11 protein-coding genes and 2 pseudogenes are annotated in these 13,941 nt (G+C 44.1%); 2 read left to right on the top strand and 11 right to left on the bottom strand.

From position 1 onward, the window contains the following. Positions 1-173 precede the first annotated feature (173 nt). From IEY46_RS09460 to IEY46_RS09430, 8 genes and pseudogenes are all read right to left on the bottom strand, one after another. On the bottom strand, positions 174-809 hold the full coding sequence (locus IEY46_RS09460) for a class I SAM-dependent methyltransferase (RefSeq protein ID WP_188991295.1): 636 nt from the start codon (positions 807-809) through the stop codon (positions 174-176). 433 nt (positions 810-1,242) lie between these two features. Then, on the bottom strand, positions 1,243-1,884 hold the full coding sequence (locus IEY46_RS09455; RefSeq protein ID WP_188991294.1) for an HAD family hydrolase: 642 nt from the start codon (positions 1,882-1,884) through the stop codon (positions 1,243-1,245). Positions 1,885-2,022: 138 nt separating this feature from the next. Then, positions 2,023-2,457, bottom strand: a pseudogene (locus tag IEY46_RS09450) (EVE domain-containing protein). A gap of 38 nt (positions 2,458-2,495) precedes the next feature. Next, the gene (locus IEY46_RS09445; RefSeq protein ID WP_188991844.1) at positions 2,496-3,041 is read right to left on the bottom strand and encodes a DinB family protein; all 546 of its coding nucleotides are present in this window, start codon (positions 3,039-3,041) and stop codon (positions 2,496-2,498) included. Between the two features lie 65 nt (positions 3,042-3,106). After that, positions 3,107-4,054, bottom strand: a complete 948-nt coding sequence (locus IEY46_RS09440) for a helix-turn-helix transcriptional regulator (protein WP_188991292.1) — start codon at positions 4,052-4,054, stop codon at positions 3,107-3,109. A gap of 251 nt (positions 4,055-4,305) precedes the next feature. Beyond that, complete coding sequence (locus IEY46_RS36740; RefSeq protein ID WP_268239491.1) at positions 4,306-4,440, bottom strand: hypothetical protein; 135 nt, start codon at positions 4,438-4,440, stop codon at positions 4,306-4,308. A 150-nt stretch (positions 4,441-4,590) separates the two neighbouring features. After that, on the bottom strand, positions 4,591-5,658 hold the full coding sequence (locus tag IEY46_RS09435) for a hypothetical protein (protein ID WP_188991290.1): 1,068 nt from the start codon (positions 5,656-5,658) through the stop codon (positions 4,591-4,593). Between the two features lie 322 nt (positions 5,659-5,980). Beyond that, the gene (locus tag IEY46_RS09430) at positions 5,981-6,559 is read right to left on the bottom strand and encodes a TMEM175 family protein (protein WP_188991842.1); all 579 of its coding nucleotides are present in this window, start codon (positions 6,557-6,559) and stop codon (positions 5,981-5,983) included. Between the two features lie 410 nt (positions 6,560-6,969). Between IEY46_RS09430 and IEY46_RS36305 the strand changes: the two are divergent. Further along, positions 6,970-7,178 (top strand): annotated as a pseudogene (locus tag IEY46_RS36305) (IS110 family transposase); the annotation flags it as partial. Between the two features lie 403 nt (positions 7,179-7,581). Then, the gene (locus IEY46_RS09425) at positions 7,582-8,205 is read left to right on the top strand and encodes a hypothetical protein (RefSeq protein WP_188991289.1); all 624 of its coding nucleotides are present in this window, start codon (positions 7,582-7,584) and stop codon (positions 8,203-8,205) included. Positions 8,206-8,273: 68 nt separating this feature from the next. On the opposite strand, the gene IEY46_RS09420 is transcribed toward IEY46_RS09425, so the two are convergent. From IEY46_RS09420 to IEY46_RS09410, 3 genes are read right to left on the bottom strand one after another with little or no spacing between them, the layout of a single operon-like run. After that, positions 8,274-9,848 carry a SagB family peptide dehydrogenase gene (locus IEY46_RS09420; protein ID WP_188991287.1) on the bottom strand — a complete coding sequence of 525 codons (1,575 nt, stop codon included), beginning with the start codon at positions 9,846-9,848 and terminating at the stop codon, positions 8,274-8,276. 57 nt (positions 9,849-9,905) lie between these two features. Then, on the bottom strand, positions 9,906-11,846 hold the full coding sequence (locus tag IEY46_RS09415) for a TOMM precursor leader peptide-binding protein (protein WP_188991285.1): 1,941 nt from the start codon (positions 11,844-11,846) through the stop codon (positions 9,906-9,908). Then, on the bottom strand, positions 11,843-13,768 hold the full coding sequence (locus IEY46_RS09410; protein WP_188991840.1) for a putative thiazole-containing bacteriocin maturation protein: 1,926 nt from the start codon (positions 13,766-13,768) through the stop codon (positions 11,843-11,845). Before IEY46_RS09410 ends, IEY46_RS09415 begins: the two co-directional genes overlap by 4 nt. Positions 13,769-13,941 lie beyond the last annotated feature (173 nt).

Here is a 13,941-nt window from a genome sequence, read left to right as displayed (position 1 = left end):
CTCTTCATATTCGCTTCTGTGAATAACGTACGATTTAAATTCTCCATCTTCTTATCCCGCTCCCACACCATTACTCTGATTAAATCACAAAAGACCCGTAAGAGGGCACTTTTTTTTCAAAGTGTCCTTCTTATGGGTCACAGTTCAGTAGAGAGGTTTCACTACCACTTTAATCACTTTTTTTTAAGCACCACTAGGTTTCCTTTCATTCCTTCACGGCCGAAACCAATACCGGTTACCATTTGGATTGGAAACACTTCTCCACGGTCAAAGTATTTACCGAAGTGTCGGTCGACTGCTTGTCCTGTCACTGGGACAAAATGACCCTCTTCTTTTTTTTCACGACAACCTCTGAGCAACATCATGCCACCCGGCTTGAGGATGCGGGCAATCTCTCGTGCAAATTGATCTCGTTCCTCTTCGGCAATTGAATGAAAACAGCCGCGATCATTTACAAAATCTACGGACTGGTCCTCAACCGGTAAATCTAGGACATTTCCATGACGCCAGTCAACCTGTACCCCAGCCTCCTTTGCCCTTTCAGCAGCGATCCTGAAAGCTTCTGCACTTAGATCCACTCCAATCATATTCAATCCGTGTTGGGCAAGAAAAACTGCTTCTCGACCAGCTCCACAACCAACATCCAAACCCACTGTCTCCTTTGGAAAGTTTATAGTGGCAATAAAAGCAACCAACTCCTGTGACGGATACGAAAGATCCCACATATCCCGAAAACTCCCATCGATATATGCTTCGTCCCAACTCATTTTTAACACCTGCCTATAAATTTTTTTTTCCTTATTACCCATTCTCTCTAATCCACTAAATTTCCTGTAAAATGTACTCCTTTATTCTACAAAATGGCCCGTTTGTTGAGTAAATATAATTCCACACTCCCAAACTATCCTGCATTACCATATGAAGTCCTTTAACTCTAGTTTCATACTTTTTAATAACACTAGCTAAATTTAAAGGATCATTTGCATCACCATAAAATTCAATTACATCCTTATTATTAAGCCACGATGTTAATAGCTGATAATCATTGCTTAAACGTACTACTATGAGCGCCTTTCTATTTCATTGTTGATGCAATTATATAAACCAGGGCTGCCAGATAGTTATCGTGGCAGCCTTGGTTTATGTTTATTATTGTCACGTTCCACTTGCATCACGTGAGTCCGCGCCGCCCGCACTGCTCTTCACTTTTAAAGTGAGTATGGGACACGCCGGCGGATGCTCTCAGGTTACATTCAGGATAATGTCCTTTAGTTCAATCAGAGTCTTGATTCGATAGCTGGCCTGTGAGAAGTCATGTGTTTTTGTGAAGTCGTTATGGACAATAGCACAGTCGATACCAGCCTCCACGGCTGAGTTCAACCCTCTGTTTGAATCCTCTACAACCAGGGTCTCTTCTTTGTTAGCTCCGAAGCGCTTTAGGCCGGTCAAGTATGGTTCCGGGTGCGGCTTGGTGCGCTCGTAGTCTTCGCGAACAAGGACGAATTCCATGAATTGTCTAATCTGGCGCTTTTCATGAATAAGTTGAAAATCCGCACGTTTTGCAGTCGTCACGATGGCCATGCGGACGTACTTTGACAGTTCGGCTAGAGTTTCAACTACGCCTTCAATCTCTATGGCTTCTGTTCTTAGATATTCCTGATAATAGACGTTGCGGACCTCACGCTGATTGCTGATGGTCTGTTCATCAATACCTGCCGCCCTAGCTTGGGACCAAGTGCCCAATGACTGCGTCATGTCGCTGAGGTATTGATCTTTATCCAAGGTAAATCCAATGTCAGCCAGAGCGCGTTCTCCCGCTTTGTAATACCAGAATTCAGTATCAACCAGCACACCATCATGATCGAAGAGTATGTACTTTTTCATTGTTTCGTTCTCCTTTGTCAGCTGCGGCAACCATCCTAATTCGGGGATTATAATCACATCCCTATCGACAGCTCCGTTTCTTATGGTAAGGTTCGCTGCACGATCTATAACGGCAAGTTTTAAGAACATTCTATCTGCTCATTTTAGCATCGCACTGGCAATTGTCAAAAAGTCCTCCCGACCGATCTCAAAATGACCATAGCGGAAGGATTATCCCCAATTTCGGTTCCCGCGAGTGAAGCTAAGCTTTTCTAATAGATCTCTAATCTGTACCTCACGGCATGAAATATAGCGGATATTTCTGCGTAGTGGCACAAATGATTCTGACATCTGATATTCGTAGACTTTATCACCATCCACTTCCCCGATAGCGGTGAACGCTTGGAGTGGTGCCCCTTTCCTCATTTCTGTTCGCGGGGAATAGTAGATCAACCAATCGCCTGCTCGCATCTTACGTAAAGGTGCTGACTTGCCGTGACAGAGCTGAGCGAATCCCTCCAACTCTCCACACTTCACATGGGATGCGGACACAACACCAATCCAGAAGCGGCTTTGTTGGCTTATTTCTTCCATTTGCATACCTCGAAATCCCTTCCTTATTTAATAAATGATTATGTCGCTTCCCGTACCAATCCTTGTTTTAAGCGGTCCAGCTGCAGAAGATGATGACGGTAGTGCATTTCAACAAGCAGAAACCATTCCTCCGCACACAATCCACCGAATCTCGGATGGGACACTTTATGTTGTTTGGACACTTTTTCAAGGGTAGGTTCAATGTCCTTCATTCTCTGGCTGACAGTGTGTAAGCCTTGATTTAGCTGCTCTTTGCTTTCCGGCTGCTCCGGAGTATATTGTGGGGAAGGCGGAACATGAATACGAATGGGCGGGAAGCTTCCTTGAGAAAATATAGCCGCACCAACCTCGGTTTTTTCCGTTTGAGGTACCATGGGATCTTGGCTTGGCATCAGGCATTGATCAATATTACGAAGCTGCATATAAAGCGCCGAGCTAATGAGATGTTGAATCATCTGTCCGATTGACCACTCGTTGTCACTTTGTTTTTGCCTCAGCTGCTCCAGACTGAATTGATCCAGTTCATGAATATAATGTGCCGCAGTTTCCTCAAATCGTTGTAATGCTAACTTTGTTGTAATCATCATCGATCATCGCCTCTAATCATCTTTTTTTCTAAGTATACAAAAACGCTACTGACACCATTATGTCAGTAGCGTTTTAACGTTTTTTTCAGTTCGTTTCTAACCCGATGTCGGAAGGATTCCGGCTCCAACACAACCACTCCGCCTCCCCAGCCGAGCACCCACTGCAGCAATTCCTCAGGCTGCCGAACACGTAAGGTCACCAGCAACCCTTCCGTATGATCCTCTATGGTTTCTATATAGAAGTTGTTCGATTCCCTTACCTTATCGGCAATGTCAGGTTGGACCAAGATGCGCACACGGACGTCGCGATCGTCTGGAGGCTGGTATACATCTAAAAGGAAATCTGCTGGCAACATAAATCTATCTTCCAGCTCGATAAGCTCCGACATCCGGGACAACCGGAAATGACGGATGTTTTGACGCAATTCACACCGTGCAACGAGTACCCATGACCCTTGATGAAGTACAAGTCCATAAGGAGCAACCGTACGTACACTTTGGCGGTTCCCATCAGTCTCGGCAATTCTTTTGGAATAGCGGAATCTTATTTTTCTTTCCTCCAGTATCGCTCGACGAATCGCTTCCAAGTATGCCTTCTCTTGTATTCGTACTATATCTTCAACGGAAGCAAGCAAACGAAAGCTCTTGCGAATCCGGGATGCCCTACTACGGATCGGTTCCGGCAGGATGGCTTCAATCTTCCCTCTTGAAGTTCGAGACTTACTGCCATAGTGAACATCAAACCAATGCTCGATAAAATCTGTCCCGATGAGTAACGTCACTGCTTCTTCCACCGTAAAACTGACTGGCGGCAGGAAATACCCCTCCATTAAGGAGTATCCCTGCCCTGGCGCTCCTATCACGGATACGCCAGCTTCACTCAAAGCCTGAATATCCCTGTAAATGGTTCTCACGCTTGTTTCAAATGTAGCGGCTAAATCCTCGGCTCGTAACACTTCGTTACGCTGCAGCTCAAGCACTATGGCTAACAAACGATCCGTTTTGTTCATGCACTGCACCCTTTTCCGCGAGATTGTTTATACCAGAGTTGTTATTATCAGGCTTTTTTACAAGAGAAAAGAGAGGTCATCATATTACAATACAAGCACCAAATACCCGCAGGACATAACTAATGCTGTGCCCAAGCGTACCATACCTCTGGGCAATCTCTATTTTATCCGCAAGTGCGGGTTTGTAATAGATCTTTGAGAATATCCCTCTCAAGAGCTTGCTCAGCGTAACTGATCGAGATCCTTTCGGCTCAACGCTCTACCCACCGGAACACCATTTTCGGATCCAGTTCGTGCTGCCTGGCCACGGCGGTCATGTTGCCAATTTCTTTCGCTTTGGGCACCACCATCTTCTTGAAGTTCAGGTCATACTGCTTCTTTTTCATGTTGTCCCCTCCACATCACTATTATTGTAAAGGAGTAAAGGGTGTATTGTCCAAATCATTTGGGGGCTAAAAAGGTATGAGGAGTTTCAGCTCGTATAGCAAAAGCGCTTGGATCTTGTTTTCATCCGTTTTGGAGTATCGGGACTTTTTTTATGGCAATATTAATTTCGAAATGAAATCGGGTCCTTTTTCATTTTTAATAAATAAAGTCTCATCAAAATTATTTACGTTGTATTTAAAGTACCATTTATCCCCCTTTCCAATAAATGATATATCAGGGTATGGTTCAACCATTGAGTACTGATCTCCATTTGCCCTGTAATATACTTTGAATAGTAGCTTCTCTCCCCAGTAGCCATAGAGAGTAACAGATTCAGGAACTTTCGTTGTTTCTCTAAGATCCTTAAGTAACGTGATAAAATAATATTCAAATTCATTAATAAAAAGTTTATGTATATTTTTTGGCGCAAAATGTTGGATATCCTCCTCAAAATTGTCAAGATAAATATCAGGTCTAGCCTTCAGAAAAAGGCTCAATGTCTTATTTTCAGCGCTATACTCCATGAGAGGCGAAGATAAATCAAAAATATCCTGGTTAGTAAAAACTAATTCATTTTCTATGTAAGATCTAATCATCGTTTCGGTAGGTACTAAAGTACGAAGAGAAAATTCATTTATAACTTTTGGCAATATTATCGTGGAAACTAATGGAATAAAAAGAAGAACACCAACAATACGTTCTCTGGATGACCACGTTTTGCTTCTTCTTAACAAGAGAATTGATAATACAAGAAACCAGAAATTAAAAGAGTAAAAAATAATTAATAATGGAAAGAAAACAACTAAAAACGGATAAAGACGTAATAAAAGATAGAGGACAACCCAAGAGAATACAGCCCAATATGCAATATTTAATACTGTTTTCTTTTTCATAACCAACCCCCCTTCTGTAATAATAATCAGTAATTCCCGAGGTTCTTTATTTGGGTTAGTATTCGTTCCACCTACACCGTCAGTAAAAGCAATTGGAGCAATTGCTAATAACAAACACATTGTATGATTAAAAAATAGAACTTTTATACCAAATATTGGGCTAGCCGGAGCGAACACGCTCCCTGAACGCAAGGTCGCTTTCAGGCCTACTGCTCCAATAATACCGTTTAGCACCACATCACATGACAGCTTAGGAAGCTCTTCAATTGCTTGGTTTCCGACCAAGTATTACGGAACTGAAAAATCGCCTATTCGACAGCCTTGCGCAGCTATGACATCGCGTCTATATTTGTGTCGATTTCGTACCCAGCATGGAGTAAATCGATTGCTATATATTCTGCCGCTCTTGCCACGTTTATGGAGTGTTGTACCCAAGGTTCCTGGATTTGATATTACCGCTTCATTTAACAATTACTCTGCGTATAGACTATTTTCAATAAACTTCGATTAACAAAAACAGGGAGCAGCTGCCGCAGCAAATGCTCCCTATTCTATAACACTCGTTCCTCGTTAGAGCAATCATCTAGAAAAGAGCAACAGTTCAGCTTTAGCGGCCTTGCAGAATGTGCTCGATTCGCTTATCCGGTAAGAACCAGATCAAGGCCACAAGTACGAAAAAGATGCCGGATATCCAAGGACTCACATATGCGGCCAAGGCCGCGAACAAGTAGAGCAAGGGTGATAATTTCCCCTTCCAGTCTTTGCCCATCGCCAGAACAAATGAGGAATCTCCAAAATGCTGGTTAATAATTGCGCGCTGAAGCAGCCAGTATGAAAGCGCCGCAAGTAGTAAAATAATTCCGTACAACGCCGTTGGCGTGGCAGCAAAATGACTTTCCCCCATCCAAGCTGTCGTGAACGGTATAAGGGATAACCAGAAGAGAAGCAACAAGTTGAGCCACATCAACCGCCCGTTCATCGTTCGAACCATGTGCAGCAGATGATGATGATTGTTCCAATAGATGCCGACATATACAAAACTAAAGATGTAGCTAAGAATCTTTGGGACGAGTTCAAATAGCGCATGCCAGTCATGGCCTTCCGGCACTTTAAATTCCAACACCATGATCGTAATGATGATCGCCAGTACACCATCACTGAACGCTTCCATCCGATTTGCTTTCAGAGTATTTCACCTATCCTCGCTCGAGTTTTTAACCTATTCAACACCAAACTACGATTAATGGCGTTTTCAAGGCTTTTTGCTACTTGTCCAATAATTTGTTTGCGTTTAATGAATCGTACAGAATAGAAGTCGTAGAAGAAGTCCAAAGCCATTCCAATTGTATAATTGCAACCGATTAATGTAAACTCATACAATTACGAAAGCTGCGTTATCCTGCCCGTTCGTATTATGAGGTCACCAGATCTTTCTGGTCGACCTTTTTCTTGTATGGTCGTAAGATAGCGGAAACCGGGGATCGAACGTTTCTGCCTGTGGGACTTGGATTCCGAGAGCTATTCTGTTCATCCCCCCTACTTGTTCAACCATAGTTAAGCTGGTTGGGACATTGATCCCGTATCACATGCGATAGTGCTACCCAAGATAAAATCACTAAGCATGGTTTCAGGAGGCTTCGCACAGCCCTATACCAAGCTGTCCGATGTGGTATTCGAAAAAACAGAAATAAAAAATAAAGGGCTTATTATGATAAAAACGTGCTGAAGGAAAGCTGTTCAAAGTAGCGATAATTGCTTATGTGAATAAACTCATCCACCGGATTTTTGCCATATTGACTACTTAAAGAGCGTTCCGGTTAGAATAAGAAACATATTATGGGGGTATATGGAATTCATTTCCATGCTATGTGGGAGGGCTCTATTCCATGCTCTTTTTTAAGTATACCACCTGATGATTTAGCTAGTAATAATTAAATATTGACAAGCTATTAGCTGGAATAGCTTAGTTGTTAAGCTCCCCACTTTCCTGCATTCTGTCGGGAATAAGAACATGTTCTAGTCAAAATCGGGAATGGGATAAGCAAGACTTTCCGCGAAAGCTTGCAAAGGCAACAAATATCTCCGATCGGCACATATTGAAGTCAGTCTTCGTTCTTAAATCCCTAAGACTGTAGCCCATTTTATAGGGATAAGTGCCCTTTTTTCGTCCAAAGCATATTGTAGAGTATGAAAAAAAGGAGGCACACCATGATACGCAATCAATCTAATCTGCCACAATCGGCAGTAATGCCCGAGTATTACCAACAAATGCAAACAAGCCCGATGCAGGCCAATTTGGGACCTCAAGCTGTGAATATGCAGCCTGTTCCTGTTCCTGCCCCTGCTCCTGCTTCTGCTCCCCCGCCCTACGATGATTTTAGTCACATGCACCACTTTCCTTACATGCACGACTTCCATCATATGGATGACTATCACGCCATGATGCATGACTATCACCCCATGATGGATGACTATCATCCGATGATGCATGAACATCACCCCATGATGGATGACTATCATCCGATGATGCATGACTATCATCCGATGATGCATGACTATCATCCGATGATGCATGACTATCATCCAATGATGCATGATTATCATCCAATGATGCATGATTATCATCCAATGATGGATGAAATGTGGGATGAGCACATGTTCTTCGATCCCCATCATCATCACGATGGATGGGAGCTCACAACTATAGATTATCATCATGCTTGGTTTCATCCTATGATGCATATGCATCATCACCCACCTCATCCCTCCTTACCGGTTACATCCCAACCAACTGGTGAACCGCAGAAGAAGCCAGCAGTTCACCAGCCTTAAGGTTAAAATTATAAAAGGGCAGATTGAATAGTAATGACATTCAATCTGCCCTTTTATCCCCTAATCAATTATTGTGCTAAGCTGCCCTCAAGCCATGAACGACTCCGACATGGTCCGATCGGGATTTGGATCAGACTCGTTTGTCCGAGCGGAGCCAATTCATAAAGCTCATTCATGGAACTAACGTCAAATCCTAACAGCGGCCGCCCACCCATTCCGGATGCACCAGCAGCGAGCAGCAAGCGCTGAACCAGCATTCCCGCCTCCATTTGTTGAATCCGATAGCCGCGATAACCAAGCTCGGCATGAAGATGTCCCAGATCACCCGCCACATGAAAGCTCAGCGGCACTTGGAATAAATTCACGTTATCCAAAGACATCCCATCCTGAAGCCATGCCCTTCGATCGCCGCCCCTAACAAGCTGCAACGCATGCGCCATAACATCATAATGATAAGCACCATCACGAATTCCTTCAACGCCATAAAAGCAGCCATACAGCTTTACGCGAGATATGGGGCTCGGGAACGAACCATCCAGATCATTCCGATAGCGATAGGAAATCATAATCTCTTGCAATAGTGCCGCCAAATCCGACTCACTCACTGCTTCCAATACAAATTCATTTTCTGGCGAGTAACGCCACCTGCACACCTCTGATAAATCATATGTCAGTCTATTTACTTGAGGCAAAAAATGACTATCGTCGTTTTGATGGACTGTCTTTTGCTCCCATCCTAGCTGTTTAAATGAAAGGGAAAAATCCATTATGGAGGCATCATTCAGCCTGGTCAGCATCGGATAGTCCAATACTCTTTTTGAACGCATATAGTGATCGTGCTTAATGATTGGAAGCTCATTACATAATTCTGCTGACGTTTTATTGCTAATGTCATGGTGGAACCATTCAATACTTGAATTTACCGTAAGCGGAATTACAGCATATACACTTTCCTCTGACTCAGGCAGTCCAAGCAAATGGTTGATGGCACGGTCAAGAAACTGAAAGTAAACTCCCGTTTCAAAGTTAAAACGCTTCGCCACCTCAAGCAGCTGGCCTATTAACAAGCCTGCGTCCAGTCCCTGCAATCGATACGAGAAATTATTGTACTTATAAAAGTTTTTCCAAAATAAAGTCGATACAAAAGCAGCAGCGAAGCAGCTTGTTACGTCGCAACGACTGCCTAAGGCCTTGCCCACATAGGAATCAAATTGACCTTCGCGCAATAAAATCAAACGATGATGAGCCGCATCATAGTGATAAACTCCGTTAGGTAATTCCTCCAGCTTCAAATACAAATAAATTTCGCTCGGATACAGCCCTCCACCTGAAGGAACAAATCGTCTGCAATGCTGAAATGAGCTTTCCCATTCCTTCCCCGTATTTTGCTCAATAACAGAATGACTAAGCTTTGCCAGACCGAAGGTGTACCATAGAAAATACCCGATATCCCGAAGTGTTGGCTCCGCTTGCGCTCGTTTGCCCGTTAGCTTTAGCGGAACATCGGAGGCGAGAGGAAATACAGGCAAATGACGATATAGCTTATACGGCAGAGGCGCATTCTCCCAATCAACCTCAACATCATGTGGTTTGGTTTTTTCAGGCTCGTATTGCAATTGGTGCAAGAATGCCTTCAGACTCATTTCTCCTCCTCCTATGTCCCAGCACAAGGAAAACCATCGTACACGAAAAGAATCTGTTTATGGAAACGGATGCGGATAACAATTAAGTTGTTCCTGTGTGAGCTGCTCCTGCACATAGCCCAGCTCTGCTGGTATTCGCAGTACCCGCTCCAGGCCGGTCAAGCGGACTAGGTGTTGGCCGAACGTCATGGGAAGCATGCCGGGAATGAGCACCTTCACACAATGAAGTCCATTTCTCAACGTTTCTGGCGTCGTTTGATTAACAACGATTACTTCTAGATTCAGTTCTCTGAAAATCTGGAGAAAAATGTTTAATTCATCCGTTAAATCTGCATGCCATGCCCTTGGTTTAAAAGCTTCTTTAAACGAGAGGACTGGACGATCATTATTGAGCAGGAAATTCAGACGTTCTTCCGCTTCCTTCAAGCTGTACAACATGGAGTGATCTTCCATTTGCCGAACGAGAAAAGGATCATGCAGCATTTGTTCATACTGCTCGCGGTTCGCCTCTAACTTTTCGTTAAACGCAAGCAGCATGCCCGCAATCTCATGAATTGCACCTTTTGCCGCCCTTACAGGATCAAGATGCGCCCCGGCGGCGCAAATCATATTTACGCCTTGATCTGTTCTGTTTTTGGCAAGCACCCACACACTTGGAATGCCGTGCTCCATCGTCGAATCGAACAAATGCACATCATAACCGAAAACATCGCGCAGCCGCTCCACCATTAAATTCATTTCAAGATCGCCTGAGGAATAGGGATCTAAAGGAGCGAGCGGCAGCTGCGCATACCACGTCATTAGAAATGAATCCCGTTCTACAACCTCTAATATGCCGTAAAATATAGCTTCCTCCAAGCTTCCTCCCAAAGCGCAGCCATTTGAGGTTTCATATACAAAGCCGTGACCGCAGCCGGAGCTGTAATAAGCGAGCAGCTCCGGCACGAGTATAGGCTTCTCCTGCAAGAACGAATATCCCCATACCCAATCGATTTTCCTGCTTGGATCAAATGGTTGAAACGGAAAATCGGGGCGCTCATACTGCGCCTTATCATGTATTCCTACTCGGGAAGGGTTCAGCGCTATCTCTGATAAATGATTATAACTGTCATGAACCGCTGTCTTCTTTCCCCGCGGCGATATGCCGCAATAACGTTCCAAACCTTCCAATATCGCTGTCATTTCACTGTCTGCAAAAGAATGTGTACGCCCTGCGCAGCCTTCATCCCCTGAGAACATCGGTAAAATGATGCTGGCGTCAGCAAAGGGTGACATCAGGTCGATCATTTTTCCATTCAGGAAACCGCTACGATTGTCCAGATAATCATTGGAAAGAACTGCCTTTAACTCAACCATCGAACGGGTGCGGTAGCTGTTTTCACTGATTTTCGGGCTGGGCTGCAGCTTTATACGAGAAGCTATGGCAGAGTCTTCCGGTATTTCCCCACATACGGTACAGAGCGGATCTGGCAAATAAAAATGAGTCGAGCAATTGAGCGTTTGCAAGTGTAAGAGTTTAATATGATTTTCAAGAGGTGCAGTACTCTGGATAAGAAAGATTTGGACTTCTGCTGCAATAAGGTGAGCCATGTGCAATAGACCGCTGCGAGAAGACCAAATATCGGGGAAAACTTCTCCATGCATGAACAACTGCTGCAGCTCCCACATGTCCTTCCGATCATTTCCAGCCATTAAATGCCGCAAATCAGCGCATTGTGAGCAGCCTTCTTTCCCAGGAACGACAAGCGGACCAATGATGCCTTCACCAAATGCTACAAACCCGCGCAGCCACGGAATACCAGATTGCTTGAATAATTTCTCTGCCATGAGATGAGAGGCAGAATCGTAGCCATCACTAAGCACGAGTGCAAGATCAGCCTTTTCCGGTAACTCGGCAGCCATTTCGTTCATCCTTACAAGCTGACAATTTGCAGACAATATATCGTTTACATAGTCCACAAGCTGGCCTACACCAACAACCGCCACAATAGCGCTCATTCTTCAACCTCCTCTCGAAGGGAGATGCCGTATACTCCGGCCAGCTCCTTTTTCAAAAAAGGTTCTGAAGTTAAGTCGAATACGAGCAGGCGTTTGTGAATGTCATTCAATTGCTGCACAGCAGTCTGCAAAACCTCTCGGGACTCGAATGGATCGCAAGCGGGTATTGAAATATAGTCCATTTTAACTTCTTTTACATTTACATGATGCACTTTACCCGCAAATGGATCAGCTTTGTTTTGAGCATCAAACAGGGCAATCATCAATACGCTCCGAAGCGCTCGAGTTACATTGAGATCTGCGGCGTCATACCAGCGGTCATTTGCTTGCAACCACACAATAGGAAAACCTAATACGTTCTCACCCAGTCCGAACGTTGGTGCTCCTTGCATCGTAGTTAAGGCATTTATATAGTAACGGCATCGTTCATCCGCTACATGGCTCAGCTTCACCAGCGTGATAGACGGTGTGTGTGCTTCGTATAACTTTATCCGTTCATTCATTAAATACTTTTGCAAAGCGCGGCAAACGCCCTCCTCGATCGTTAAACCGGCACCTACGCTTGCAATCTCATCGAATTTTGGAACATCAGGTTTTTCGCTTTCCTCCTGCACCTGATTGATTTGCAAATTCGCAATACGTGACACATAAGCTTCGATTCCATTCAGACCCGCTTCCACTCGTGCCTCTTCATGGTTATAACCATTACATATAATTTCAGGAAGAAGAAGCGCAGGGCCAACTGACAAGGGATCAACAGGCTGAACACGGCATTGCGATAGTGGCAGCTGTCGCAGCTCCCCTTCATCCCAAATATGGAAGATGCCTGTCTCCGTTGATGTTAGCTGACTGAAGAAAGGTAATAATTCACTTGAAGCTCGTTTCTCTGAAGCCGCTCCGGTTTGCAGCTCAACATCGATCTTCTCGATGAATCGTTGACCATTAACCAACGGGTGGGGAAGAAACGAATGCCAATTCCCTTCCAGCGTCTCTAAATTAAGAAGAAACAGTTTATTATTCTCTAGTTTCGTTACCTCTGCTGCTGTTTTCAACCATTCGAAGACGATTACGTTAGCGAGCAGCGATTCCGCAATGGACGAAGCAGTGTGAACATTGGTATCCTTATAAATGGCAGAATGATGGACTCTGCGCAATGCTGATTCCAAGTCACCCCCCGAATTAGAATACGACAGTGGAACCGCTAGTCCAGCCTGCCCAAAAATAACAGCCGGCAGCAGTACCTTGTTTTTTTGTCGGCAAATTTCATTAAGTAATCTTAGCTCAGATTCCCCTTCTTGATCTGAGACGAATAATACCGCATCATAAGGCTGTACAATCGAAGACCAATCCACTCCTCCATCCTTCGGCAGGCTGATCTCGTCCACCTTGACCTCTGAATCAAACTTGCGATAATGCTGCTCCAGCTCCAAAATCCGTTTTCGATTCACTGTTTCCGAGTTCAAGCTTAGCACGTGGAATTGCGGCAATCCGGATTCAAATAATGATTTGACAAGTGAAATCAAAAAAGTACCAGCGCCAACAACAAGCACGCTGGACTGACGATACAATTGAAATCGGTATGCACCTGACCCGTTAAAGCTGTCCAAAAATTCAATTTGTGAATCATATTTCTTAACAATACTCTCTTGCAGCTGATGCGGACGATCCCGGCTTACATCTTGGACATAACCGTTCGCATACAATACTTTTGCAATCTCATAAACATGATCACGGTATTGTTCCGGCAATCCATCTGTTAAATCATGCATCGTATGCTCACCGTTAAGTACAGGTATTAATTTTTCAATCCATTGATTAATCGTGCTGCCTTCCATCCGGAATGAACCGATATTGTTGCGGAAATAGACACTTCCGTCCGGGCTGGGGAGAAAAAAAGTATCTCCTCTCACTTTAAGGCGCATAGAAGGATCCAAATTTCATTCCTCCTTAATATGAAATCTAACTTTTCTTAACTTGAGTCCCTCTATAAAGGTATGTAAGGCTATTTGTCCATCATGCCAGCACATGCATAGAAAGACACCCCTGCATCCAAACAACGTTTGCAGAGGTGTCTTGAACCTTTATTTACGTGCAA

It is taken from the genome of Paenibacillus nasutitermitis (assembly GCF_014641075.1).
In the GTDB taxonomy this organism is placed as follows: Bacteria; Bacillota; Bacilli; order Paenibacillales; family Paenibacillaceae; genus Paenibacillus_Z; species Paenibacillus_Z nasutitermitis.
Note: the sequence above shows the minus strand (reverse complement) of the source record. Positions and strands in the feature narration are given on the sequence as shown.

Coding starts and splice junctions, on each gene's coding strand:
- IEY46_RS09460 (WP_188991295.1), bottom strand. CDS start 809: ATGGGTAATAAGGAAAAAAAAATTTATAGGCAGGTGTTAAAAATGAGT.
- IEY46_RS09455 (WP_188991294.1), bottom strand. CDS start 1,884: ATGAAAAAGTACATACTCTTCGATCATGATGGTGTGCTGGTTGATACT.
- IEY46_RS09445 (WP_188991844.1), bottom strand. CDS start 3,041: ATGATTACAACAAAGTTAGCATTACAACGATTTGAGGAAACTGCGGCA.
- IEY46_RS09440 (WP_188991292.1), bottom strand. CDS start 4,054: ATGAACAAAACGGATCGTTTGTTAGCCATAGTGCTTGAGCTGCAGCGT.
- IEY46_RS36740 (WP_268239491.1), bottom strand. CDS start 4,440: ATGAAAAAGAAGCAGTATGACCTGAACTTCAAGAAGATGGTGGTGCCC.
- IEY46_RS09425 (WP_188991289.1), top strand. CDS start 7,582: ATGATACGCAATCAATCTAATCTGCCACAATCGGCAGTAATGCCCGAG.
- IEY46_RS09420 (WP_188991287.1), bottom strand. CDS start 9,848: ATGAGTCTGAAGGCATTCTTGCACCAATTGCAATACGAGCCTGAAAAA.
- IEY46_RS09415 (WP_188991285.1), bottom strand. CDS start 11,846: ATGAGCGCTATTGTGGCGGTTGTTGGTGTAGGCCAGCTTGTGGACTAT.
- IEY46_RS09410 (WP_188991840.1), bottom strand. CDS start 13,768: ATGCGCCTTAAAGTGAGAGGAGATACTTTTTTTCTCCCCAGCCCGGAC.